Origin of the sequence: Kribbella sp. VKM Ac-2568 (assembly GCF_004345365.1) — a bacterium.
Taxonomy (GTDB): Bacteria; Actinomycetota; Actinomycetes; order Propionibacteriales; family Kribbellaceae; genus Kribbella; species Kribbella orskensis.
In genome coordinates this window covers 486,057-508,688 of the sequence record NZ_SLVF01000005.1, presented here as the reverse complement: position 1 = coordinate 508,688, position 22,632 = coordinate 486,057, and the positions used below count along the sequence as shown (strand labels likewise).

Here is a 22,632-nt window from a genome sequence, read left to right as displayed (position 1 = left end):
GGGGTGCCTGATGGCTGTCGATCGCTTGCTCCCGACCGAGGAGTCCACCGACCTGCTGGGCCTGGTCCGGGATCTGTGCGCAAACGAGCTCGCGCCGTACGCGGCGAAGGCCGAGGAAACCGAGACCTTCCCGCGGGACGCCTTCCGGACCCTCGGCAAGGCCGGACTGCTGGGCCTGCCGTATCCGGAGCAGTACGGCGGCGCCGAGCAGCCGTACGAGGTCTACCTGCAGATGCTCGAGGAGATCGCCGCCGCCTGGATGTCGGTCGGCGTCGGGTTGTCGGTCCACACCATGACGAGCTACGCGGTCGCCACCTTCGGGACGCCCGACCAGCGCGAGTTGCTGCTACCCGACATGATCGGCGGCGAACTGCTCGGTGCGTACGCGTTGTCGGAGCCGCAGGCGGGCTCGGACATCAGCGGGATGACCACGAAGGCTGTTCGCGACGGGGACTACTACGTGATCAACGGCACCAAGTCGTGGATCACCCACGGCTCGCACGCCGACTTCTACACCACCTTCGCCCGGACCTCGGCCGATCCGAAGCACGGAATCTCCGCGTTCCACGTGCCCGCTGACGCCAAGGGCCTCAGCTTCGGGGCGCCCGAGCGGAAGATGGGCCTGACCGGTTCGACTACGACGCTGGTCAACTACGACCGCGTCCGGGTGCCCGCGGCAAACCTGATCGGCTCTGAGGGTGACGGCATGCGGATCGCCCTGTCCGCGCTCGACTCGGGCCGGCTCGGGATCGCCGCCTGCGCCGTGGGGCTGGCCCAGGCCGCGCTCGATGTCGCCGCGTCGTACGCGTTGGAGCGGCAGCAGTTCGGGCACGCGATCGCGGAGTTCCAGGGGCTGCAGTTCCTGCTGGCGGACATGGCTGCCGCGGTGGAGTCGGCCCGGGCGACGTACGTGCAGGCCGCCCGGCGGCGCGACCTCGGCCGGCCGTTCACCCAGCAGGCGGCGATCGCCAAGCTGATCTGCACCGACGCCGCGATGAAGGTGACCACCGACGCGGTCCAGGTGCTCGGTGGCTACGGTTACACCCGCGAGTTCCCGGCCGAGCGGTACATGCGCGAGGCCAAGGTGACCCAGATCTTCGAAGGAACCAACCAGATCCAGCGGCTGGTGATCAGCCGCGACCTGCTCAGGAGTGTTCGATGAAGCTTGGCCCGTCCGAGGTCGCGCTCGTCACCGGTGGTGGCTCCGGGCTCGGTGAAGCCACCGTTCGCCGGATCGCCGAGTCCGGCGCCGGTGTGGTGATCTGCGACCTCCCGTCCTCGGCCGGCAAGGCGATCGCGGACGAGCTCGGGGATCGGGTCGTCTTCGTGCCCACCGACGTCACCGACGAGACCGCGGTGACGGCTGCCCTGGACGTGGCCGCGTCGCTGGGTTCGCTGCGCCTGGTGGTCACCTGCGCCGGCATCGCCACCCCGGGCCGGATCGTCGGTCGCAAGGGTCCGTTGCCGCTGGCAACCTTCCGGCAGGTGATCGAAGTCAACCTGATCGGCACCTTCAACGTGCTCCGGCTCGCCGCCGAGCGGATGATCGACCTGCCCGCCGGCGAGGACGGTGATCGCGGCGTCGTGGTGATGACGGCCTCGATCGCCGCGTACGACGGCCAGATCGGCCAGGCGGCGTACGCGTCCAGCAAGGGCGGCATCGTCGGCCTGACCCTGACGGCGGCACGCGACCTGGCGGACAAGGGCATCCGGGTGGTCACCATCGCCCCCGGCACCATGGAGACCCCCATGCTCGCCGGCCTCCCCGAGGACGCCCGCGCCGTCCTCGAGCAGCAGGTCCCCCACCCGGCCCGCCTCGGCCGCCCGTCCGAGTACGCCGCCCTGGTGGACCACATCGTCTCCAACCAACTCCTGAACGGCGAAGTGATCCGCCTGGACGGCGCCCTCCGCATGCCACCCCGCTGACCCTGTGGACAACTGAGCCGCGGGACCAGCCGACCCTCGTACCTTCTCTGCTGAGTGATTCTCAGCGAGAGGATTGTGTCTGACAAATAAGTACTACAATGGCGTCCATGGGCGAGGTACCGGTACGGATGCTGAACCAGGAGACGGCGAAAGTGCTGGCCCGGGTGAAGCAGGGCGAGGAGATCGAGATCACCGAGCGCGGGGTGGTGGTCGCGCGGCTGGTGCCTGCCCAGCCGTCGCCGCAGGCCCGGTTGCTCGCGAGCGGCAAGCTGAGGTTGCCCCAGGCCACCGGCCCGATCCCGCATCCGAGGGGAGAGGTTCGCACCGACCAGCAGGCCGGTGAGGTGCTGGAGGAGCTGCGGGACGAGGAACGCTACTGATGATCTACCTCGACACGGCGGCGCTGGTGAAACTCGTCCGCCGCGAGGTCGAGTCGGATGCTCTGGTCGAGTGGATCGCGGACCGGCCGGAGCAGTTGCTGGTCTCGTCCGCCCTGGCGGAGGTGGAGTTGCCGCGCGCCTTGCGACGGACCGAGCCGGCCCTGGTGGCAGGGGTGCCGGCCCTGCTCGGGCGCATCGCGATCTACGAGATCGATGACCTCGTCAGGACCACCGCGGCGGCGTACATCGATCCGCACATCCGGTCGCTCGACGCGATTCACCTTGCCACCGCGGACGCCGTACTGGCTGATGACCTGACGTGCTTCGTCACCTACGACCGGCGCCTTCTTGCCACGGCGACCGCCCTCGGTCTTCCCACCGCGAGCCCGGGCTGATGACCTGCCTCGTCAGCGGGCGGGGGTTGTTTTGTTGTTGGGGATGAGGATGAGGTCGGTCGGTTGTGATGGGTGGTGGGGGCCGGTGCGGATCAGGTCGACGAGGTGTCGGGATGCGGTGCGTTGGGTGGAGCCCTCGCCGATTCTGTAGCTGGTGAAGCAGGGGGAGTAGCTCAGGCGGCTGGGCCAGCTCGCCATCGGGCTGGTGATCGTGACGACGAAGGTGCGGCCGCCGTCGTCGGTGCAGCCGGGCAGGGTCTCCGGGGTGGTTGTGTCCGGGGCGGCGTCGGTGAGGTCGGTGGCCAAGGCGCGGGCTGCGTCGCCGGTGAGCCTGGAGCCGGAGAGGAGTGTCGGTCCCCGCACGGGTGAGACCCCACCACCCCAGTACTCGCAGATGCTGACCGTCGACACCGCGCGAAGGTCTGCGTCTCGCGCCCGCCGCGAGGACGACTCGTGGAACGCCTGATCGCCGCCGATGCGCGGGGGGCACCCGTACTCGTCCGTCGTCAGGATGGGCGTCGCGGAGTCGAGGATCGCCCGCCGGGTCGCGTCGTTCTGGGAGAGCACGCTGACGTGGACGCCGGCCACCTCGCGGGTCTCCTCGGTCCAGCCCCCGTCGTACTGCTTGATGCCGGGCTTCTGCACGTCGTCGAACCAGACGTACTCCTGCCGGTCCGCCAGCGGGAGGACGGCGAGCGCACAGCCGCGTTGCCGGTCGAGCCACGGGCTCAGCCGGCCGATCACCGGTCCGCTCGACAGTGAGCAAGGAGCAGGGCCCGAGACATACGTCTTCCAACTGGCCGGCACCAGGACCTGGACCGTCTTGTAGGACTCCCATCGCAGGCTCAGTCCCGTGTTCGACTGTGTCCGTGCAGCGGGAATCGTCTGTGGCGCGACCGGTTCCTTGGCCGGAGTGACCTCGCTGTTGAGGCTCTGGCCGGCGGTGATCGTCGCGGTAACCGCGGCACAAGCCAGTACTGCGGCACCGAGCACGCGGGTGTTCCGCCGACGGCGGAGCCGGGTGTGAACGCCGGTCAGCAGACTCGCGTCGGACGGGGCGCCGGCCGCGTGATCTTCCAGCGTCCGGGTGATCAGGTTCTCGGTCGGGTCGTCGTGGGGCGTCATCGGTGGGTGACCTCCTCGGTCACGCTCAGGGTGGTTCGCAGGGACGCGAGGGCTCGGTGGATCTGGGAGCGGACCGTGCCCGCGGTGCAGCCGAGGATCTCGGCGATCTCCGCGTCGGGCAGGCCCTCGTAGTACCGCAGCACCACGGCCGCGCGTTGTCTGGTCGGCAGGGAGGCGCACAGGTTCCACACGGCGTCCTGCTCCGCGTGCGAGCCGGCGTGATCGACCCCGGTCGAGTCGAACACCGCGGCATCCCCGACCGGCGTCTCCCGCCGGAGGAACTTCCGCCAGCGGGAGATGTCGGCGTTCACGATCGAGCGCCGGACATAGGCCTCCGGATCGCCGTGTTGCAGGATCCGGGACCAGCGCGAGTACGCCGCGACGAGGGCGTCCTGGACCGCCTCCTCGGCGCGGCTGTGGTCCCGGGTCACCAGATACGCGAACCGCAGCAGCGCGGCGCCCCGCCGCAGCACCCACGTATCGAAGTCCGGCGCCCCCTCGTCGGCCATCGGCCACCTCCCACCCCTACCACGCCGAAGACCGCTCGGACGTTGCATGAGGTGCCCCAGGAGATCAGTCGAGCGATTCGGCCCCGGCGATCGGTGGCGGTGGCAACGTCAGCTTCTCGTCCGGCTTCGCGCTCAGCACGGTGTCGACGTACGAGCGGGCCGCTTCCATCGTGTCGACCTCGTGCCCGGCCTGCTCGGACAGGAACCAGCGGTGCTCGAGCACCTCGTGGAACACCTCGGCCGGCTCCAGCTTGCGCTTCAGGTCGCGCGGCACGGTCCGGACCACCGGCTCGAACACCTCGCTCACCCACTGGTGCGCGACGATCTCCTCGTCCTCGTTCTGCTGGTCGGTGGCCGCCGCGAACGCGTCCAGGTCGTTCAGCAGCCGGCGCGCCTGGTTCTCCTCGACGTCCAGCCCGGTCAGCCGCAGCAGCCGGCGGCTGTGGTGGCCGGCGTCCACGACCTTCGGCTGGATCCGGACCTGACTGCCGTCCCAGTCGGTGATGATGTCGATCTCGGCGACGTCGAAGCCGAGCTCGTTCAGGCGCCGGATCCGCGAGTCCAGCCGGTGCATCTCGTCGGTGTGGAACTCCTCCGGTGCGGTCAGTTCCTTCCAGAGCGCGTCGTACCGGCTGGTGATCGACTCGACCGTCTCCAGCGGGTCGATGTCGGCGTCCAGCAGACCGCCCGCCTGCAGGTCGGACAGCTCGCCGAACAGGTTGATCTCAGCGGTGTAGAGGTCGTGTGCTCGCTGCCCGTCGGAGATCTCTTGATGCAGCTCGCCGGTCTCCGCGTCCACCAGGTACGCGGCGAAAGCGCCCGCGTCGCGGCGGAACAACGTGTTGGACAGCGAGCAGTCGCCCCAGAAGAAGCCGAGTAGGTGCAGCCGCACGATCAGCGCGACGAGCGCGTCGATCAGCCGGTTCACGGTGTCGGGCCGCAGCGTGCTGGAGAACAGCGCGCGGTACGGCAGGGAGAACTGCAGGTGCCGGGTGACCAGGATCGAGTCGATCGGCTCGCCGTCGCGGTCCAGCCGGTCGGTGATCACGCCGACGGGTTCGACCGAGGGGGAGTCGAGGCGCTCGAGGTCGCGCAGCAGCCGGTACTCGTGCATCGCGAGGTGTTCCATCACCTCTTTGATCGCATAGACAGTGCCGTTCACCCGGACGAAGCGGACGACGTGGCGCGAGATACCGCGAGGCAGCGCGACCAGCTGGTCATCGGGCCAGTCCTCCAGCGGGATGTCCCACGGGAGCGACAGCAGACCGGTGTCCGGGCGGGTGGCGACGAAACGAGGCACCCCCACAGTCTGTCAGTTCCACTACCCGGACCGCTGAGCGTTCAGTAATTGGCTGTGTCTCTGTACTGCGGGCCGGCGGTGCGCAGCCGGTTGTACGAGTCCGCTACGCAAGTGGACGCAAGAACTTGCGGGAAAGGGCGTAGTGTTTGCGTCATGACTCGACGACTTGCTGAGGTTGCGAAGAAGGTCGGCGTCAGTGAGGCCACCGTGAGCCGGGTGCTGAACGGCAAACCCGGTGTCTCCGAGGCGACCCGCGAGGCCGTGCTGACGGCGCTCGACGTACTGGGGTACGAGCGTCCCACCCAGTTGCGCGGCGATCGCGCAAGGCTTGTCGGGCTGGTGCTGCCCGAGTTGCAGAACCCGATCTTTCCCGCCTTCGCCGAGGTGGTCGGCGGCGCGCTCGCGCAGCAAGGTTTCACCTCCTTGCTCTGCACCCGCACCGTCGGTGGCGTGTCCGAGGCCGACTACGTGGACCTGCTCCTGCAGCAGCAGGTTTCCGGCGTCGTCTTCGCCGGCGGCTTCTACGCCCAGGCGGACGCGCCGCACGCGCACTACGAGCTGATCAAGGAGCGCCGGCTGCCGACCGTGCTGGTCAACGCGGCCGTCGACCACCTGGGCTTCCCGCAGGTGTCGTCCGACGACGTGGTCGCCGCCGAGATGGCGATCGGTCACCTGCGCGCGCTCGGTCACCAGAAGATCGGGATGGTGCTCGGCCCGCGTGACCACATCCCGTCGCGCCGGAAGCTGGATGCGTTCATGGCCTCGCCCGAGGCGGATCCGCAACTCGTCGAGCACACGATGTTCTCGCTCGAGGGCGGGCACGCGGCGGCCACCCGGCTGGTCAAGCAAGGCGTCACCGGCATCGTCTGCGCCAGCGACATCCTCGCCCTCGGCGCGATCCGCGCGGTCCGCCGGGCCGGCCTCTCGGTGCCGGACGACGTGTCGGTGATCGGCTACGACGACTCCGCGATGATGAACTGCACCGATCCGCCGCTGACCACGGTCCGGCAGCCGATCGACGCGATGGGCCGGGCGGCCGTGGACATGCTGGTCGCCCTGATCGAGCGCGCCGCGGTGCCCGCCGACGAGCTCCTCTTCGAGCCGGAACTGGTCGTCCGCGCGTCGACGGCCCGGTTGAAACAAGCCCCGGTCCCAGCCTGAACAACCCGCGCCACCGTCGGCACGGAGTACTTGACCCCGTTCATCGGCGAGGAGTCGACCGCGGCGTGACAGCGATGGCATCGCCGCCCGGAGTTGGGTGCCCGATCGTGATCACCACCGACGCGGTGGAGGTCCACCGCGGCTAGGCGCAAGGCGGGTGACAACGGCGGACAACCGCAGAACTGACCTGATCACGAAGAGTGCTCGGTCGATCACCAAGGGATGGAGTAGGCGTCAGCCGGCTCCATTCCTTTGTAATACCTCAGAGTTCCGCCTTGCAGTCACGTTTTTGCAACTTGCAATCGAAGTATTGCGCTGATCCGGTCGGGTTGCCTACGGTACGGACCACATCAAGGGGCGGGACTCGCCCTCGCCATCGTGGGCCGGCTCAGACCGGCGCCGTTTCGAGAAGGGCAGATCGATGAGGACAACGAGCCACCGCAGGGTGTCCGCGGCCGGCTGGCGCCGGCCGGCAAGCCTGTTGCTCGTGGCAGGGCTCGGCCTGGCGGCCGCGTCCTGTGGATCCGGGGACGAGGAGAAGCCGACTGCCCAGGGGTCGGCGGCGGCCGACGCCCCGGTGACCATCACCGTGGGATGTCAGCCGCCGAAGAGCAACCCGAAGGAACGGGCCGGGTGGGACGAGGACGTGGCCGCGTTCCAGAAGTTGCACCCGAACATCACGGTCCAGAGCAAGGACGCGTTCCCCTGCATCAACCCGGACACCTTCCAGGCGAAGCTGGCCGGCGGCACCCAGGAGGACGTCTTCTACGTCTACTACACCGACGTCCAGAAGATCATCAAGTCCAAGCAGGCCGCCGACATCAGCGAGTACGTCGGCAGCGTGAAGGCGCTGAACGACATCCGCCCGGACGTGCAGAGCGTCTTCAAGGACGGCGACAAGACCTACGGCCTGCCCCGCAACAACTACAACATGGGCCTGGTCTACAACCGCAAGCTCTTCACCCAGGCCGGGCTGAACCCGGACTCGCCGCCCAAGACCTGGGCCGAGGTGCAGGAGGCCGCCAAGAAGATCGCGGCGATCGGCCCGGGGCACACCGGCTTCGGTGAGTACAGCGCGGGCAACACCGGCGGCTGGCACTTCGCCGCCTCCCTGTACGCGCGCGGTGGCTCGATGGTGAGCGACGACGGCAAGAGCTCGGCGTTCAACAGCGCCGAGGGCAAGGCCGTGCTGGAGAACCTCAAGCAGATGCGCTGGAACGACAACTCCATGGGCAGCAAGCAACTGCTGCAGTGGGAAGACCTGATGCGGATGATGGGTTCCGGCAAGCTCGGCATGATGATCGGCGCGCCGGACGTGGTCCAGTCGGTCAACAACGACTTCCAGGGCAAGTTCGAGGACTACGGCGTCACCGCGGTGCCGGAGTCCGAGGGCAAGGCCTCGCTGAGCGGTGGCGACGGCTACATGTTCAACCCGAAGGCGACGCCGGAGAAGATCAAGGCCGGCCTGCTCTGGCTGGAGTTCCACGAGCTCACGCCGGGCAAGGGTCAGTTCAACTACGAGCGCGCCAAGGCCCAGGGCCGCCCGGTCGGCCTGCCGATCCCCGACCTGTACGGCGACTCCGCCCCGGGCAAGGAGATCACCGCGCTGCGCAAGGAGTTCGCCACCGTGCCCGTTGACCACTTCACCCCGTACGTGACCCCGCAGTCCAGCATCACCAACAAGCTCGAGCCGCCGAAGGCGCAGGAGCTGTACGCGGTGCTCGACGTGGCGATGTCGGCAGTGCTCACCCGCAAGGACGCCGACATCGACAAGCTCTTGTCTGACGCCGCCTCCAAGGCAGACAAGATCCTCGCCAAGAACACCTGATGGCGATCCTGTCCAAACCGCCGGTGCGCCGTTCCCCTCACCCGGGTGCGGCGCACCCCTTTGAGAAGAATGGCGCGGCGCGTCGCGCGGTTGGCCGCAACCTCACGGCGTACGGGTTCCTTTGCGGGGCGCTGATCTGTTTCGCCTTCTTCTCCTGGTATCCGATGATCCGCGAGATCATCCTCAGCTTCCAGGAGAACAACTTCGTCGACCCGGCCAAGTGGGTGGACTTCGACAACTTCCGCACCGTGATCGAGGACCCGGCGTTCCGGTCCGCCTGGCTGAACACGGCCGCCTTCAGCGGGCTCGCTCTGGTGGTCGGGTACGCCGTACCGTTCGTGCTGGCCGTGGTCCTCAACGAGCTGCGGCACGCGGTGGCTTATCTGAGGTTCGTTGTCTACCTGCCGGTGATGCTGCCGCCGGCGGTCGCCGTGCTGCTGTTCAAGTGGTTCTACGATCCGGGTTCCGGCTTGTTCAACCAGATCCTCGACGTCTTCGGGATCCCACCGCTGGCCTGGCTCGACTCCACCAGTACCGCGCTGATCTCCTTGGTCCTCGTCTCGACCTGGATGAACCTCGGCACCGGCACGCTGATCTACCTGGCGGCGCTGCAGAGCATTCCCGGTGACCTGTACGAGTCGGCCGAGCTCGACGGCGCCGGGTTGTTCCGTCGGGTCTGGCACGTGACGATCCCGCAGACCAAGCTGATCCTGCTGGTGATGCTGCTGCTCCAGGTGGTGGCGACGATGCAGGTGTTCATCGAGCCGTACCTGCTCACCGGTGGCGGCCCAGAGAACGCGACCGTGACGGTGGCCTACCTGATGTACCAGTACGCCTTCAACTTCGGCGACTTCGGTGGCGGTGGCGCCCTCGGCCTGATGCTGATGGTGGTCCTGATGGTGTTCTCCGCGATCTACCTGCGCGTCTCGCGGGACAACGAAGGTGGCCGATGACAACGACCGTGCAGCCGACTCCGTTGCTTGAGGCAACCCCACCGGAGCCGGAGTCCCGCAGTACGCGGAAGAAGAAGTACAAGGGGCGCGGCTACGAGTCCAGGAGCCTGGTGTCGCCGTTGTCGTTGCGGTCCTGGCACGGCAGGTTGACCTACTGGGCGGTGCTGGTCGTCGTGGTGATCGGGTTCACCCTGGCCTTCGTCTTCCCGCTGTACTGGATGGTGACCGGGGCGCTGAAGTCGCCCGACGAGCTCGCGCAGATCCCTCCGAGCTTCTTCCCGAAGGACTACGACTTCGGCGTCTACAAGGAAGCCTGGGACCAGCTCCAGCTCGGCGTCTTCCTGAGGAACACCGCCCTGTACGCCGGAGGCGCGTGGCTGTTCACCCTCGCGGTGGACGTGACCGCGGCGTACGCGTTGTCCAAGCTCCGGCCGTTCTTCGGCAAGGTCATCCTCGGCCTGATGCTGGCCACCTTGATGATCCCGCCGATGGTGCTCCTGCTGCCGACGTACCTCGTGGCCAAGGATGTGCCGTTGTTCCACTGGAACCTGCTGAACACGCCGTGGGCGATCTGGTTGCCGGCGGCAGCGAACGGGTTCTTCATCTTCCTGCTCAAGCGGTTCTTCGACTCGATCCCGCGCGAGCTGCTGGAGGCGGCCGAGATCGACGGGGCGTCGCCGCTGCGGATCCTCTGGTCGATCGTGCTGCCGGTGTCGCGGCCGATCCTCGGTGTGGTGTCGATCCTGTCGGTGGTGACGGTCTGGAAGGACTTCGTCTGGCCGCTGCTGGTGCTGCCGGAGACCGACAAGATGTCGATCAGCGTCGGCATCGCGTCGCTGTCCGCGCAGATGCCGCAGAACGTGCTGATCGCGGCGCTGGTGATCGCCAGCCTGCCGACGATCCTGGTCTTCTTCGTGTTCCAGCGCAGCATCATGGCGGGCCTCACCGCCGGAAGCCTCAAAGGCTGATTCCCCAACCCCCCAAAGGAGAAGCAATGTCGGAAACGTGGTGGCGCGGAGCCGCGATCTACCAGGTGTACCTGCGCAGCTTTGCCGATGGCAACGGTGACGGGATCGGTGATCTCGCGGGGCTGCGGGCGAAGCTGCCGTACCTGTCCGAGCTGGGCATCGACGCGATCTGGCTGAACCCGTGGTACCCGTCCCCGATGGCCGACGGCGGGTACGACGTGGCCGACTACCGGGCGATCGAGCCGAGCTTCGGCACCCTCGCCGAGGCCGAGGCCTATATCGACGAGGCGCACGCGCTGGGGATCCGCACCATCATCGACATCGTGCCGAACCACGGATCGGACCAGCAGGACTGGTTCGTCCAGGCCCTCGCCGCGGCGCCCGGTTCACCGGAGCGGGAGCGGTTCCTGTTCCGCGACGGCCGCGAAGGGGGACTGCCGCCGAACGACTGGCACTCGATCTTCAACGGCTCGGCCTGGACCAAGGTCCCTGACGGCCAGTGGTACCTGCACCTGTTCGCCCCGGAGCAGCCTGACTTCAACTGGCGTAATCCCGAGGTGGTCGAGGAGTTCCACAACATCCTCAGGTTCTGGCTCGACCGCGGCGTCGACGGAATCCGGATCGACAGTGCGGCAGTGCTCTTCAAGGACCTGGACAGCGTGGAGGAGGCTTACACCGATCACGACGAGGTGCACGACGTCTACCGCGGCTGGCGGCAGATCACCGACTCCTACGAAGCTCGTTTTCTGGTCGGCGAGATGTGGATGCCGGACCAGGAGCGGTTCGCGCTCTACCTGCGGCCCGACGAGATGCAGACCGCGTTCAACTTCGACTTCCTGTCGCGCCCGTGGGACGCGGACGAGTTGCGCGCGTCCATCGACCTGACCCTGGCGACGCACGTGCCGATCGGAGCACCACCCACCTGGGTGCTGTCGAACCACGACGTCACCCGGCCGGTCACGAAGTACGGACGTCCTGACACCTCGTTCTCGCACCAGGACCGCAAGCACGGGATGGAGACGGACCCCGTACTGGGCGAGCGCCGGGCTCGCGCTGCGGCCCTGCTCGCGATGGCGCTGCCTGGCGGACTCTACGTCTACCAGGGCGAGGAGCTTGGCCTGCCTGAGATCGAGGATCTGCCGGACGAGTTGCTGCAAGATCCGCTGTGGGCGCGCTCTGGTGGAACCGACCGTGGTCGCGACGGCTGCCGGGTCCCGCTGCCGTGGTCGGGCAAGGAGCCGCCGTTCGGCTTCGGCTCCGGTACGCCGTGGCTGCCGCAGCCCGCCGACTGGAAGAACCTCACGGTCGAGTCGCAGCAGGCGGACCAGAACTCGATGCTCGCGCTCTACCGCGACGGGCTGAAGATCCGCCGGGAATTTCTGGGCGATGGCACCCTCACCTGGCTGGACTCGGCGCCGGGTGTGCTGTTGTTCGCCCGGGAAGGTCTCACCTGCATCGTGAACCTGACCCCGGAGCCGATCGACCTCCCGGAGTACTCCGAGATCCTGCTCACCAGTTCTCCCTTGGAGGAGACCCGTCTCCCCTCCGACACCACCGCCTGGCTGCGCTGAAAGCCCTTGCGTCCGAGGGGGATTCCTCGGACGCAAAGGGGCCGGTGTCAGTGGTAGGCGTGCATCACCGCGTGGCCCTTGCCGCGGCCGATCAGCCAGCGGTTGACCGGGACGGTGAGGACGAAGGCGATCGCGAGGGAGACGGCCAGGCTGGCCCAGAAGAGCACCGAGGCCAGGCCGGCGTCCATCGCGCCGGGCACCGCCAGGATGATCGCGTTGTCGACGATCTCCATCGTCAGGATGCTCAGCGTGTCGGCGGCCAGCGCGATCTTGAGCGCCTGCCGGAAGGTCACCCCGGCCTTCAGCACCGGCCGGATGGTCAGCGAGTAGCCGAAGAAGAACGCCAGGACGATCGACAGCACCACCGTCGCCAGGTTGTGCAGCCCGAGCGCGGTGCCGATCACCATGCCGAGGACCTCACCGATCGCGCAGCCGGTCAGGCAGTGCACGGTCGCCGAGATCGCCTGCCGGGTCAGACTCTGCTCCTGCGCGTGGCCTCCGTGCGCAGCCTGTGCTGGGTGATCTCCATGCTCGGCGTGTGCCTGGTGATCTCCATGCTCGTGTGCGTCGTGGGTCATCTCATTCTCCGGGGGTGAGCGGCTGGAAGCGGCGGAGGCGGAGGCTGTTGGACACCACGAAGACCGAACTGAAAGCCATCGCCGCGCCCGCGAGCATCGGGTTCAGCAGCCCGGCGGCCGCCAGCGGCAACCCGGCCACGTTGTACGCGAACGCCCAGAACAGGTTGCCCTTGATCGTCCGCAGGGTCCGCCGCGACAGCCGGATCGCGTCCGCCGCCGAGCGCAGGTCGCCGCGGACCAGGGTCAGGTCGCTCGCCTCGATCGCCACGTCGCTGCCGGTCCCCATGCTGAGCCCGAGATCCGCCTGCGCCAGCGCGGCCGCGTCGTTCACGCCGTCGCCGACCATCGCGACCACCCGGCCCTCGGCCTGCAACTTCTTCACCTCGTCGACCTTGTCGGCCGGCAACACCTCGGCGATGACCTCGTCGATCCCCACCTCGGCCGCGACCTTCTGAGCCACCGCCTCGTTGTCGCCGGTGAGTAGGACCGGCCGGAGTCCGAGCGCCTTCAGTTGGCGGATCGCCTCGGCCGAGCTGGGCTTGACCGTGTCGGCGACCACCAGTACGGCGCGGGCCTTGCCGTCCCACCCGACCGCTACCGCAGTACTGCCTTCTGCTTCCGCGTGTTCCTTGGCGTGTGCCAGGGCCTCGGGCAAGTGCTGGCTCCACTCCGCGAGGAGCCGCGTCCGCCCGACCAGTACTGCGTGCCCGTCGACGATCCCTTGTACTCCGAGGCCCTCGACGTTGCCGAAGTCCTCGGCCGTGGGGAGGGTACCGAGTTCGTCAGCGGCCCCGCGGGCGATCGCCTGGGCGATGGGGTGTTCGCTGGAGTGCTCCAGCGCACCCGCCAGCCGCAGTACCTCGGCGCGATCCTCGCCGTCGGCCAGCAGGACGTCGACCAGAGCCATCCGGCCGGTGGTCACGGTGCCGGTCTTGTCGAGGACGACGGTGTCGACGCGACGGGTGGACTCCAGCACCTCCGGGCCCTTGATCAGGATTCCCAGTTGCGCGCCACGTCCGGTCCCGACCATCAGCGCGGTCGGGGTGGCCAGGCCGAGGGCACAGGGGCAGGCGATGATCAGCACAGCCACGGCCGCGGTGAACGCCACCTCGGTCGGAGACCCGTTGCCGAGCCAGAACGCGAGGGTGCCGAACGCCAGCACGATCACGATCGGCACGAACACCCCGGAGATCCGATCGGCCAGCCGCTGCACCGCTGCCTTGCCGTTCTGGGCGTCCTCCACCAGCCGGGCCATCTGCGCCAGCTGGGTGTCGGCTCCGACCCGGGTGGCCCTGACGACGAGCCGTCCGCCGGCGTTCACGGTGGCGCCGACGACGGCGTCGCCCTCGCTCACCTCGACCGGTACGGATTCGCCGGTCAGCATCGACGCGTCCACCGCGCTGCTGCCGGTGACGATCACGCCGTCGGTGGCGATCTTCTCGCCCGGCCGGACCACGAACTGGTTGCCCACGGCAAGCTGGTCCGCGGGGATGCGCACCTCGGCGCCGTCGCGGAGTACGGCGACGTCCTTCGCGCCGAGCTCCAGCAGCGCCTGCAGGGCTGCTCCGGAGCGGCGCTTGGCGCGACCCTCGAAGTACCGGCCGGCCAGCAGGAAGGTGGTCACGCCGGCCGCGACCTCGAGATAGATCTCCTCGGCGCCGCTGCCGCGGGACGGGATCAGGGTGAACGGCATCGTCATCCCGGGCCGGCCCGCTTCGCCGAGGAACAGCGCGTAGAGCGACCAGAGGAAGGCGCTGATGACACCCAGCGAGACGAGGGTGTCCATGGTGGTGGCGCCGTGGCGCAGGTTCACCCAGGCGGCCTTGTGGAACGGCCAGGCCGCCCAGGTGACGACTGGCGCCGCGAGCGTCAGCGAGGCCCACTGCCAGTAGTCGAACTGCAGCGCCGGAATCATGCCCAGGGCAACTACCGGGACGGCGAGCACGATGCTGGTGATCAGGCGCTCGCGCAGTGGTTTGAGCTCATCCGGCGGCTCGGGGCTGTCGGCAGCAGGGGGAGTCGGCAACGCGGCGGTGTAGCCGGTCGCCTCGACGGTGGCGACCAGGTCGTCCGTGCTGACGCCCTCGTCGAACGTCACCTTCGCCTTCTCGGTGGCGTAGTTGACGGTGGCGGTGACGCCTTCCATCCGGTTCAGTTTCTTCTCGACCCGGTTGGCGCAGGAGGCACAGGTCATGCCACCGATGATGAGTTCGACGGAGTTGCCCGGTGGTGCTGGGGTGGTCATTGTGGAGCCTCCTCTCAGTGGCCGTGCGGGGTGGACTCGTGGCCCGGGGTGGTCTTCTTCGGTGTCGGGCTCGGCAAGGTGGCCGGCGGGACGATCGCGGTACCGGTGGTGCTGACGTTCACGGTGAACTCGGCGGTGTGGACCCTGCCCGCGTGCTGGAAGTCCAGGAACAGGCTGTAGGTGCCGGCCGTCGGGAACGTCGTACCGAACTCGATCTGCGGACCGCCCTTCATCCCGGCCTTCGCCTCCTCGGACGGATGTGTGTGCAGGTAGGCCAGATCGCCGCCACGCAGGGACACCAGGTGCCCGAACGCCCCGAGGTACGGCTGGAGATCGGTGACCGGCTTGCCGTCCTTGCTGATCAGGAAAGTGAGCTCGGATTCCTTCCCGGCGACCGGCTTGCCCGCCAGGGTCACGTCATACCCGTCGACCGAGTAGACGCTGGCCGGCTCGTTCAACGGGACCGGGACGTAGAGCCCGGACACGTTCACGTCGGTGCCGAGCGTCAGCGTCTTGTCGAGCCCGGCCGGCTGGAAGTCGGTGAACATCCGCCAGGTGCCACCCGCGGTGAACGTGAACGGGATGGTCCAGGTGCCACTCGCGTCCCGCGTCGGGTGCACGTGGTGGAACCCGGCCAGATCCCGCCGTACGACGATCAGGTGCAGGTCCTTCTCGTGGGTCTGCGTGTACTGCGTGACGGGCTTGCCGTCCGGACCCTGGATCGTGAACTTCAGCGTCTCCTGCTTGCCCGGCTGGAAGAACGTCGTCGCCGGGACCAGGGTGTAGCCGGCCTGGGACACCGCGAGCCCGGGCGGTTGTGCCGCGGGATCGCTGTGTCCGCCGCCATGCGCTTCGCCTGACTCGTCCATCGCCGGCATGGCCGGGTTCTCGGCGTGCGGGGCGGGGTCGGCTGCCGCGATCGGGTCGACCGCGGAGCCGATGGCGAAGGCGCCGGCGAAGGCCAGCGCGAGCGCACCAGCGAACGCGCCGAGCCGGAGCGCGACAGCCCCGGTCATGCTGTGACGCCCGGAGAAGAGGTGGCCAGCTCGTAGCCCGCCTCGTCGACGGCCTCGCGCACGGCCGACTCGTCGAGGGCGGACTCGCTGGTCACGTGGACAGCGGAGGTGCCACCGGCGTTGAGGTCGATGCTGACCCGCTGGACGCCGACCAGCTTGCTGAGCTCCTCGGTGACAGCGGCGGTGCAGTGGCCGCAGGTCATGCCGGTGACGGAGTAGGTCGTGGTGGTCATATCGGTGCTCCTTGCTCGTGTTTTGTGGATCACCGGCGCTGAGTTGAGGTGACTCTGTGCCGGGGTGATTGGTGTCTGGTGTGGCTGAACTGGCTGGATCAGCTGCGGACCAGGCGGGCGATCGCGTCGGAGGCCTCGCGGACCTTCTCCTCGGCCTCCGCCCCGCCCTTCTGCGCGGCCTCGACCACGCAGTGCGACAGGTGCTCGTCCAGGAGTTCCAGCGAGAAGGACTGGAGTGCCTTCGTCGCGGCCGACACCTGGGTGAGGATGTCGATGCAGTACTTGTCCTCCTCGACCATCCGCTGCAGGCCGCGAATCTGCCCCTCGATCCGGCGCAGCCGCTTCAGATGGCTGGACTTCTCGGCGGTGTAACCGTGCACGTGGCCCGGCTCGGTCGGCTGCTCTTCGGTGGTCATGGCGGTCCCTCTCTCTCCTGCAGCTACCCCGTGGGGGTATGTCAACACGTCAGAACTTACCCCCTCGGGGTATCCCTTGGCAAGCCTTTGAGGGATACCCCTCGGGGGTAATTCTTCTGTACGGGGTTTCGCGGGTCGGCGGGGGGCCTCGGCCCTTCTCGCGACCGGGACCGGTGGTGCCTGGCTGGGCACACGACGAGCGGGCAGCCGGTGCGGGTGGGTGCCGCGTCGGCCCCAGCCCGGCGACCGGTCTCCCGATCACGGCTTGTTCGGCCGCTGGCGCTTACAAAGCCGCCAGCCAGCGAACAACCCGCCAGTGGACCCCGAAACGAGCCACACGCCGCAGACCAAACCCGTCAGCCGGCCAACAAACCGGCAGTGGGCGAACAACCGCCAGCGCCGGCACCGAATCGGCACCACCACGATGCGCCCAGGCGAACCCACTACCCACGGAGCGAAAACCCACCCCGGGAGCCGCTGGCGTACCGACGGACAGGAGGTGGTCGCCGCGCCCACCACTCAGGCGGGCAGCCCACGCCTGGTATCTCCGCGAGCGCACCGGTTCTACCTGTCGCTAGGTACACGCCACCCCGGAAGCACCCCCCGACCCAGGTCAGGCCTCGCCGCGAGATCCGCGTACCGTCCCAACCCGCCCACGCCCTGCCCTCGCCCGTCCGCGCGCCGTCCGTATGTCTCGTCCGTTGTCCCTGCGCTGCTGGGTGCTGCGGCGGTTGGGGGCGGAGTCAGAGGCCCAGGTCGGTGAGTCCCGGGTGGTCTTCTGGGCGGGGGCCGGGAGCGTCCCAATGGAAGAGGCGGTCTGATTCGTTGATCTTCTGGTCGTTGATGCTGGCTCGGCGGACCTTCATGAGGCCGTTCTCGTCGAACTCCCAGTTTTCGTTGCCGTGGGAGCGGTACCACTGGCCGGTGCTGTCGTGGGACTCGTAGACGAAGCGGACGGCGATCCGGTTGTCGGTGTAGGCCCAGAGTTCCTTGATCAGGCGGTAGTCCAACTCGCGGGCCCACTTCTGGGTCAGGAACTCGACCACCTCGGCGCGCCCGGTGACGAAGGTGTCGCGGTTCCGCCAGTAGGTGTCCGGGGTGTAGGCCAGCGACACGGCCTCCGGGTCCTGTTTGTTCCAGGCGTTCTCGGCCGCGCGGACCTTCTGGATCGCTGTCTCTTCGGTGAAGGGCGGCAGCGGGGGTCGAGTGTTCACGACATCTCCTCGGTCGGGGGCGTCCTGCGCCCGGCGCAGGCCGTTGTCAACAGTATCCATTGAATCTTGGACCAGATCCCGGTCGCCCGCGACCCCCGACCCACCCCTTGAACGATCCACTCGTGCGCTCAGCAACAAACCCGGCGGGATGGGCGTCTGCCTCTGCAAGGATGAGCGATGCCCCGATCCGGGGAGGCGTCGAGAGGGGTGGGCATGCCGGACCTGGCGATCCGCACACAGGCCTTGCGCAAGACCTACCGGACCCGTCGCGGCAAGCGGGTGGTCGCGGTCCAGGGCCTCGACCTGGAGGTGCCGGTCGGCGGCGTGCACGGCTTTCTCGGTCCGAACGGCTCCGGGAAGACCACCTCGATCCGGATGCTGCTGGGCCTGGTCCGCGCCGACGCCGGCACCATGATGGTGTTCGACCAGGTCGTCCCGGAGCACCTGCCGGATGTCGTCGGCAGGGTCGGCGCGATCGTCGAGTCGCCGAAGTTCTTCCCCACCTTCAGCGGCCGGAAGAACCTCGAACTGCTGGCCGACGCGATCGGCGCGCCGCGCGGCAGGGTCGGCGAGGTGCTCGAGGAGACCTCGCTGGGCGAGCGCGGCAAGGACAAGTTCAAGACCTACTCGCTCGGCATGAAGCAGCGGCTCGCGATCGCGGCCACCCTGCTGAAGGAGCCCGAGCTGCTGATCTTCGACGAGCCCACCAACGGCCTCGACCCGGCCGGCATCCGGGAGATCCGCGAGACCATGCGGGGCCTGGGCGAGCAGGGCCGGACGGTCCTGGTCAGCAGCCACATCCTGGCCGAGGTGGAGCAGGTCGCGGACACCGTCTCGATCATCGGCCACGGCAGATTGCTTGCCTCCGGCACCGTTGCGGAGGTGATCGGCGGCAGTGGCAGGACGACCGTGAAGGTCGCCATCGACAGCCCGATCGACAGCCCGCTCGGTGACCCGGCGGCGCAACGTGAGGCCGCGACCAGGATCCTGGCCGCTGCCGGGCTCACGGTGCGGGCCGAGGGCAACTACCTGTTCGTGGACGGCGCCGAGCATCCGGCCGACGTGACCAGGCGCCTCGCGCAGCAGGAGTTGTACGTGTCCGAGCTGATCCCGGTCCGCGCCGACCTGGAGTCCGTCTTCCTCGAACTGACCGCCGACGAAGGCCTCGGAGGCACCCGATGATCCGGCTCAGCGGGGTCGAACTGCGCCGGCTGGTGGCCCGTCGGCTGACCCTGATCGGCGTCGCGGGGGTCTTGCTGATCACCGCGATCGTGCTGGTCGCGACCTGGAACAACGCCCGGCCGGAGTCGGAGGACCAGCGGCGGCAGGCGCAAGCGCAGTACGAGATCGCTGCGAAGGACTGGGAGTTGCACGGCGCGGAGTACACGAAGCGGTGCCTGGAGGACTATGCGACGATGCCCGACCCGAAGGACCCGGTCGAGGTGTACTGCCAGACCAACGGCCCGTCCATCGACCAGTTCCTGAAGCCGAGGGCCGTCTTCGCCGAGGTGATGCCGGAGCAACTGCTCGGAGGGTCGTACCTGCTGGTGTTCGCCGCCTTCCTGATCGGCGCGAGCTTCGTCGGCGCGGAATTCAGCAGCGGTTCGATCGGCAACTGGCTGACGTTCGAGCCACGCCGGATGCGCGTGTACGGCAGCAAGTTGCTGGCCGCCGCGATCGGCATGGTCCCGGTGGCGGTGGTGGTCTACGCGATGCTGTTGGTAGGCACGTTCCTGATCATCGACCAGGTGGGCATCACCGCCGGTACGACGGGCAAGGTCTGGGGTGATCTCACCGCGCAAGCGGGCCGAGGGGTGCTGGTCACGGCCGTCGGCGCCGCGCTCGGGGGAGTGGTGGGACTGCTGCTCCGGCACACCGCGGCCGCGATCGGGGTGGCGATGGGCTACATCGTCCTGGTCGAAGGCGTGTTCGGCGGCTTCCTCACCAAACTCCAACCCTGGTTGGTGAAACTCAACTTCGACGCCTGGATCCAGCACGACGCGACGTACTACATCGACAACTGCCAGCCCACCAGCGACGGCGGCTACGGCTGCAGCACCATCACGAAGACGCTGACGTTCGAGCACGGCGCCTGGTATCTCGCCGTCGTCACCGTGGTCCTGGTCGCACTCGGCGCCTTCGTCTTCTCTAGCCGCGACATCAGTTAGCGCCCTGCGTCGGGGGTTCTTCGGCGCTTGCGCTCGGGCGTCTGCGGGACCATGCCGCGAGCACCAGAGCGAACGTGATCAGCAGCGCGCCGCCTCCTGCTGCCAGGCCGATTCCCAGGCCCGGCGGCAAGTACTCGCAGCTCACTCGCTCGGTAGGTCCGGGCAGCGACACCGAGAGCAGACCGCCGAAGCTCGTCGGCTTCTCCGGCTTCCCGCCATCCCTGACGCACAGCCAGCCGGGCAGCGCGGGCGCGGCGATCACCGCCACCCCGGTACTGCCGGGCTTGAGCGTCGCCGAGATCGAGCGTCCGCCCGCCTCTACGTGCGTGGCGCCGGTCGCTCGGAGGCCGGATACGGCGGTTGCCAGCTTGGCGGTATCGAGACAGCCCAGCGCACCCCGCGGTGTGATCGCCCCCCGGACAGCGGCGACGACCTGCAGGTCGATCAGGACCTCTCCCGAGGCCGGTGTCTTGCCGAGCTCCACCATCTTGCTGCTGGTGGTGGTCCTCGGTCGGCGCGAGGCCGTCAGCGCTTGCCACTCGCCGCCCGCCAGTCGAGCCTGGCCGCCGACCTGCGGGAAGTTGAGGAACACGGTGGACCGCACAGGACACCGCGCCTTCAGCGTCAGCAGCCCGGGGGCCACCAGGCTCCCGCGGTACGCCGGGACGTCGTACACCTGGGCGCCGAGAAGTCGTTCCTGCAGGCCGTACGCGCTGGTGAACGGTACGTCGGGGGCCGGGCCGGGGCGGACCGTCACCAAGGGCGGGGCGTCGACGCGGGTGAGGTCGTCGTCGCGATGCATCGCCGCGCCGATGGAGAAGATGGCGTCGGTGACCGGGTTGTCGAGGGCGTAGGACGCGCGGCCGAAGCCCGCCCAGCCGAAACCGAGGCCGCTCAGCGTCTCGTGGAGACTCGCCGGCAGCAGGCTGCTGTAGAGGCCGCCTCCCTGCCCGCCCAGCAGCATCGGATCGTTCGGGGTGGTCCTCGTGCCGGGGTCGGTGCGGTACTCCGGCCAGTCGGACGCAGCGACGATCTTGTCGCGTTGTTCGGTCTGCTGTGGTCCCCAAGCGGGCGCCGATGCCGAAAGGAACTTGGCTCGCTGCTCATCCATCACCACTGCGCTCAGTGTGGTCTCCACGCCGACCACGATCACCAGCACGACCGCCGCGACGACCGGCAGCCCGGACCAGCCACGGTTGCCGAGGCGTCTGATCAGCCACAAGGTCAGCATCATCGCGATGGTCAGACCGCCCGCGGCGGCGAGCATGCCGACACTGCCCGAGGTCAGGAACGGACTGCCCTGGCTGATCAGGGCGAGCGCGACGAGCAAGGCCGCGGCGCCGCCCAGCGCGATCGGGCTCGGCGCACGATCCGCGGACGACAGCCAGGCCACGATCACCAGCACGCCGCAGAGCACGAACGCCTCGCGGTACTGGCTGCCGTTCGGGGTGTCGAACCCGTGCCAGAACATCTGCGTCGGCGACCAGAGGAACGACGCTCCGAGCAGCACGACCGTCGCGGTCCAGACCACCCGGGTGATCGCCTTGAGGGACCCGTTGAACGGCAGTGTCAGGGCCAGCAGCAGCGCCGCGGTTCCGACGTACAGGCTTGCGCTGGCGCCCACACCTTCCGACAACGGCATCAGCCGGGACAGGAACTTGTCGAGCGGAAGGGGCGTGAAGAAGCCCGATGGTGACGTGGTCGCTTCGCTGTTCGCGGTGAAGACCGGGATCAGGAGCGGCGCCGCCAGAGCCATACCAAGCACGACGGACACCGCGTGCCGGAGCAGCACTCGCAGCCGCCTGAACCAGCTCAGGTCGCTGGTGAGCACCCGCGCGAGCAGCACGAGGCCGCCCGCGATCGTTGCCATGTAGGCGGTGTAGAAGTTGGAGAACCAGAACAGGCCGATCACGAGCACGCTCAGCAGACGGTTCGTGCGCCGTACCCCACCGGGGGTCAGTGCTTGCAGGGACCATTCTCCGACCAGGCAGAACATCGGCAGCGCGATCAGTCCGTCGAGCCACATCGGCACGTAGGCGGCGTCGTCGATCGCCCACCCGCACATCCCGTACGACGCGCCGAGCGCCGCGGCCAGCCAGGCCGGACCGGGGCGCATCTTGCGCAGCAGAACCACCATCGCGGCCGCCGCGAGCGCCAGTTTCAGCGTCGTGAGCACGAAGACGGCGAGGTCGATCTGGTCCCGCGGGAACAGCGCCACCAGGAGCGAGAGCGGACTGCCCAGGACGACGCCGAAGTCACCCCAGAAGCCGACACCGAATCCGCTCTGCCAGTTGAAGAAGAGGTCGCCCTGCGCCTGGCCGTGAAGGATGTCCCAGAGATGGGCGTAGACGGGGACGTACTGCGCGCCGAGGTCGTTCGTGCTGCGCGACGCCGAGCCGAACGGGTAGGTGCCACGGATGATCCCGGCCACGCAGAACCCGGCCGCGGTCAGCAAAGCGGCGAGCAAGGCCGCCGCCGCAGTACTCCGGACGCGGGCTGAGGAGTCGTTCGCGGCCACCGGGCCGACAGACGGAGGAATAGGGGAGTCGGCCGCCGAGTCCGCTGCGGGGGTGGCGGCGCGAGGCCGCGTGGCGGTGGTTGCGGCGGCGGTGCTGGGTGGTGCAGGCGGCTGGACATCGCCGTCGT

General features: G+C 68.5%; 21 protein-coding genes. 11 read left to right on the top strand and 10 right to left on the bottom strand.

All coding sequences use genetic code 11. The annotated features are described in order from the left end of the window. The first annotated feature begins 10 nt into the window (after nucleotides 1–10). The 4 genes from EV648_RS16920 to EV648_RS16905 all read left to right on the top strand — a co-directional run bounded on the left by EV648_RS16920 (nucleotide 11) and on the right by EV648_RS16905 (nucleotide 2,701). Complete coding sequence (locus EV648_RS16920) at nucleotides 11–1,162, top strand: acyl-CoA dehydrogenase family protein (RefSeq protein ID WP_132291780.1); 1,152 nt, start codon at nucleotides 11–13, stop codon at nucleotides 1,160–1,162. Beyond that, the gene (locus tag EV648_RS16915) at nucleotides 1,159–1,926 is read left to right on the top strand and encodes an SDR family NAD(P)-dependent oxidoreductase (protein ID WP_132291777.1); all 768 of its coding nucleotides are present in this window, start codon (nucleotides 1,159–1,161) and stop codon (nucleotides 1,924–1,926) included. The genes EV648_RS16920 and EV648_RS16915 overlap by 4 nt, the downstream gene beginning before the upstream one ends. Nucleotides 1,927–2,033: 107 nt before the next feature. Further along, complete coding sequence (locus EV648_RS16910) at nucleotides 2,034–2,306, top strand: type II toxin-antitoxin system Phd/YefM family antitoxin (protein ID WP_132291774.1); 273 nt, start codon at nucleotides 2,034–2,036, stop codon at nucleotides 2,304–2,306. Then, nucleotides 2,306–2,701 carry a type II toxin-antitoxin system VapC family toxin gene (locus EV648_RS16905; RefSeq protein ID WP_132291771.1) on the top strand — a complete coding sequence of 132 codons (396 nt, stop codon included), beginning with the start codon at nucleotides 2,306–2,308 and terminating at the stop codon, nucleotides 2,699–2,701. Before EV648_RS16910 ends, EV648_RS16905 begins: the two co-directional genes overlap by 1 nt. A 12-nt stretch (nucleotides 2,702–2,713) precedes the next feature. On the opposite strand, the gene EV648_RS16900 is transcribed toward EV648_RS16905, so the two are convergent. From EV648_RS16900 to EV648_RS16890, 3 genes are all read right to left on the bottom strand, one after another. After that, entirely contained in the window at nucleotides 2,714–3,826 is a 1,113-nt protein-coding gene (locus EV648_RS16900) for a hypothetical protein (protein ID WP_132291768.1), read from the bottom strand. Next, nucleotides 3,823–4,335: a SigE family RNA polymerase sigma factor gene (locus EV648_RS16895; protein ID WP_132291765.1), complete on the bottom strand. Its 513-nt coding sequence runs from the start codon at nucleotides 4,333–4,335 to the stop codon at nucleotides 3,823–3,825. The genes EV648_RS16900 and EV648_RS16895 overlap by 4 nt, the downstream gene beginning before the upstream one ends. Nucleotides 4,336–4,399: 64 nt before the next feature. Then, the gene (locus EV648_RS16890) at nucleotides 4,400–5,635 is read right to left on the bottom strand and encodes a DUF4032 domain-containing protein (protein WP_132291762.1); all 1,236 of its coding nucleotides are present in this window, start codon (nucleotides 5,633–5,635) and stop codon (nucleotides 4,400–4,402) included. A 153-nt stretch (nucleotides 5,636–5,788) separates the two neighbouring features. Here EV648_RS16890 and EV648_RS16885 point away from each other — a divergent pair, with 153 nt between their 5' ends. The 5 genes from EV648_RS16885 to EV648_RS16865 all read left to right on the top strand — a co-directional run bounded on the left by EV648_RS16885 (nucleotide 5,789) and on the right by EV648_RS16865 (nucleotide 12,116). Then, on the top strand, nucleotides 5,789–6,796 hold the full coding sequence (locus tag EV648_RS16885; RefSeq protein WP_132291759.1) for a LacI family DNA-binding transcriptional regulator: 1,008 nt from the start codon (nucleotides 5,789–5,791) through the stop codon (nucleotides 6,794–6,796). 421 nt (nucleotides 6,797–7,217) lie between these two features. Next, nucleotides 7,218–8,624, top strand: a complete 1,407-nt coding sequence (locus EV648_RS16880; protein WP_241995273.1) for an ABC transporter substrate-binding protein — start codon at nucleotides 7,218–7,220, stop codon at nucleotides 8,622–8,624. Then, a complete protein-coding gene (locus EV648_RS16875) occupies nucleotides 8,624–9,577 on the top strand; it encodes a carbohydrate ABC transporter permease (protein WP_241995272.1) in 954 nt (317 codons plus the stop codon). Before EV648_RS16880 ends, EV648_RS16875 begins: the two co-directional genes overlap by 1 nt. Continuing rightward, complete coding sequence (locus EV648_RS16870) at nucleotides 9,574–10,545, top strand: carbohydrate ABC transporter permease (protein ID WP_132291753.1); 972 nt, start codon at nucleotides 9,574–9,576, stop codon at nucleotides 10,543–10,545. The genes EV648_RS16875 and EV648_RS16870 overlap by 4 nt, the downstream gene beginning before the upstream one ends. A 26-nt stretch (nucleotides 10,546–10,571) precedes the next feature. Continuing rightward, entirely contained in the window at nucleotides 10,572–12,116 is a 1,545-nt protein-coding gene (locus EV648_RS16865; RefSeq protein ID WP_132291750.1) for an alpha-amylase family glycosyl hydrolase, read from the top strand. Between the two features lie 47 nt (nucleotides 12,117–12,163). Here the strand turns inward: EV648_RS16865 and EV648_RS16860 are convergent, their stop codons facing one another. The 6 genes from EV648_RS16860 to EV648_RS16835 form a co-directional block, all read right to left on the bottom strand. Then, nucleotides 12,164–12,694, bottom strand: a complete 531-nt coding sequence (locus tag EV648_RS16860) for a DUF4396 domain-containing protein (protein ID WP_132291747.1) — start codon at nucleotides 12,692–12,694, stop codon at nucleotides 12,164–12,166. A gap of 1 nt (nucleotide 12,695) precedes the next feature. Next, nucleotides 12,696–14,939: a cation-translocating P-type ATPase gene (locus EV648_RS16855; RefSeq protein ID WP_132291744.1), complete on the bottom strand. Its 2,244-nt coding sequence runs from the start codon at nucleotides 14,937–14,939 to the stop codon at nucleotides 12,696–12,698. Nucleotides 14,940–14,953: 14 nt separating this feature from the next. After that, complete coding sequence (locus EV648_RS16850) at nucleotides 14,954–15,955, bottom strand: hypothetical protein (RefSeq protein WP_132291741.1); 1,002 nt, start codon at nucleotides 15,953–15,955, stop codon at nucleotides 14,954–14,956. Next, nucleotides 15,952–16,188 carry a heavy-metal-associated domain-containing protein gene (locus tag EV648_RS16845; RefSeq protein WP_132291738.1) on the bottom strand — a complete coding sequence of 79 codons (237 nt, stop codon included), beginning with the start codon at nucleotides 16,186–16,188 and terminating at the stop codon, nucleotides 15,952–15,954. The genes EV648_RS16850 and EV648_RS16845 overlap by 4 nt, the downstream gene beginning before the upstream one ends. Nucleotides 16,189–16,286: 98 nt before the next feature. Next, entirely contained in the window at nucleotides 16,287–16,604 is a 318-nt protein-coding gene (locus EV648_RS16840; RefSeq protein WP_241995270.1) for a metal-sensitive transcriptional regulator, read from the bottom strand. Nucleotides 16,605–17,347: 743 nt separating this feature from the next. Continuing rightward, nucleotides 17,348–17,818 carry a nuclear transport factor 2 family protein gene (locus EV648_RS16835; RefSeq protein ID WP_241995268.1) on the bottom strand — a complete coding sequence of 157 codons (471 nt, stop codon included), beginning with the start codon at nucleotides 17,816–17,818 and terminating at the stop codon, nucleotides 17,348–17,350. Between the two features lie 177 nt (nucleotides 17,819–17,995). Between EV648_RS16835 and EV648_RS16830 the strand changes: the two genes are divergently transcribed. Beyond that, nucleotides 17,996–19,000: an ABC transporter ATP-binding protein gene (locus tag EV648_RS16830; RefSeq protein ID WP_241995266.1), complete on the top strand. Its 1,005-nt coding sequence runs from the start codon at nucleotides 17,996–17,998 to the stop codon at nucleotides 18,998–19,000. After that, entirely contained in the window at nucleotides 18,997–19,986 is a 990-nt protein-coding gene (locus EV648_RS16825) for an ABC transporter permease subunit (protein ID WP_132291732.1), read from the top strand. The genes EV648_RS16830 and EV648_RS16825 overlap by 4 nt, the downstream gene beginning before the upstream one ends. Here EV648_RS16825 and EV648_RS16820 read toward each other — a convergent pair. Continuing rightward, nucleotides 19,979–22,504 (bottom strand): YfhO family protein, encoded by a 2,526-nt coding sequence (locus EV648_RS16820; RefSeq protein ID WP_158294004.1) that lies wholly within the window; start codon nucleotides 22,502–22,504, stop codon nucleotides 19,979–19,981. The genes EV648_RS16825 and EV648_RS16820 overlap by 8 nt on opposite strands. Nucleotides 22,505–22,632 lie beyond the last annotated feature (128 nt).

What these genes read in the sequence shown, in the direction of transcription:
- EV648_RS16920 (WP_132291780.1), top strand. Translation starts at nt 11, where the DNA reads ATGGCTGTCGATCGCTTGCTCCCGACCGAGGAGTCCACCGACCTGCTG.
- EV648_RS16880 (WP_241995273.1), top strand. Translation starts at nt 7,218, where the DNA reads ATGAGGACAACGAGCCACCGCAGGGTGTCCGCGGCCGGCTGGCGCCGG.
- EV648_RS16840 (WP_241995270.1), bottom strand. Translation starts at nt 16,604, where the DNA reads ATGACCACCGAAGAGCAGCCGACCGAGCCGGGCCACGTGCACGGTTAC.
- EV648_RS16910 (WP_132291774.1), top strand. Translation starts at nt 2,034, where the DNA reads ATGGGCGAGGTACCGGTACGGATGCTGAACCAGGAGACGGCGAAAGTG.
- EV648_RS16850 (WP_132291741.1), bottom strand. Translation starts at nt 15,955, where the DNA reads ATGACCGGGGCTGTCGCGCTCCGGCTCGGCGCGTTCGCTGGTGCGCTC.
- EV648_RS16860 (WP_132291747.1), bottom strand. Translation starts at nt 12,694, where the DNA reads ATGACCCACGACGCACACGAGCATGGAGATCACCAGGCACACGCCGAG.
- EV648_RS16905 (WP_132291771.1), top strand. Translation starts at nt 2,306, where the DNA reads ATGATCTACCTCGACACGGCGGCGCTGGTGAAACTCGTCCGCCGCGAG.
- EV648_RS16885 (WP_132291759.1), top strand. Translation starts at nt 5,789, where the DNA reads ATGACTCGACGACTTGCTGAGGTTGCGAAGAAGGTCGGCGTCAGTGAG.
- EV648_RS16900 (WP_132291768.1), bottom strand. Translation starts at nt 3,826, where the DNA reads ATGACGCCCCACGACGACCCGACCGAGAACCTGATCACCCGGACGCTG.
- EV648_RS16875 (WP_241995272.1), top strand. Translation starts at nt 8,624, where the DNA reads ATGGCGATCCTGTCCAAACCGCCGGTGCGCCGTTCCCCTCACCCGGGT.
- EV648_RS16830 (WP_241995266.1), top strand. Translation starts at nt 17,996, where the DNA reads ATGCCCCGATCCGGGGAGGCGTCGAGAGGGGTGGGCATGCCGGACCTG.
- EV648_RS16870 (WP_132291753.1), top strand. Translation starts at nt 9,574, where the DNA reads ATGACAACGACCGTGCAGCCGACTCCGTTGCTTGAGGCAACCCCACCG.
- EV648_RS16855 (WP_132291744.1), bottom strand. Translation starts at nt 14,939, where the DNA reads ATGACCACCCCAGCACCACCGGGCAACTCCGTCGAACTCATCATCGGT.
- EV648_RS16865 (WP_132291750.1), top strand. Translation starts at nt 10,572, where the DNA reads ATGTCGGAAACGTGGTGGCGCGGAGCCGCGATCTACCAGGTGTACCTG.
- EV648_RS16915 (WP_132291777.1), top strand. Translation starts at nt 1,159, where the DNA reads ATGAAGCTTGGCCCGTCCGAGGTCGCGCTCGTCACCGGTGGTGGCTCC.
- EV648_RS16845 (WP_132291738.1), bottom strand. Translation starts at nt 16,188, where the DNA reads ATGACCACCACGACCTACTCCGTCACCGGCATGACCTGCGGCCACTGC.
- EV648_RS16825 (WP_132291732.1), top strand. Translation starts at nt 18,997, where the DNA reads ATGATCCGGCTCAGCGGGGTCGAACTGCGCCGGCTGGTGGCCCGTCGG.
- EV648_RS16895 (WP_132291765.1), bottom strand. Translation starts at nt 4,335, where the DNA reads ATGGCCGACGAGGGGGCGCCGGACTTCGATACGTGGGTGCTGCGGCGG.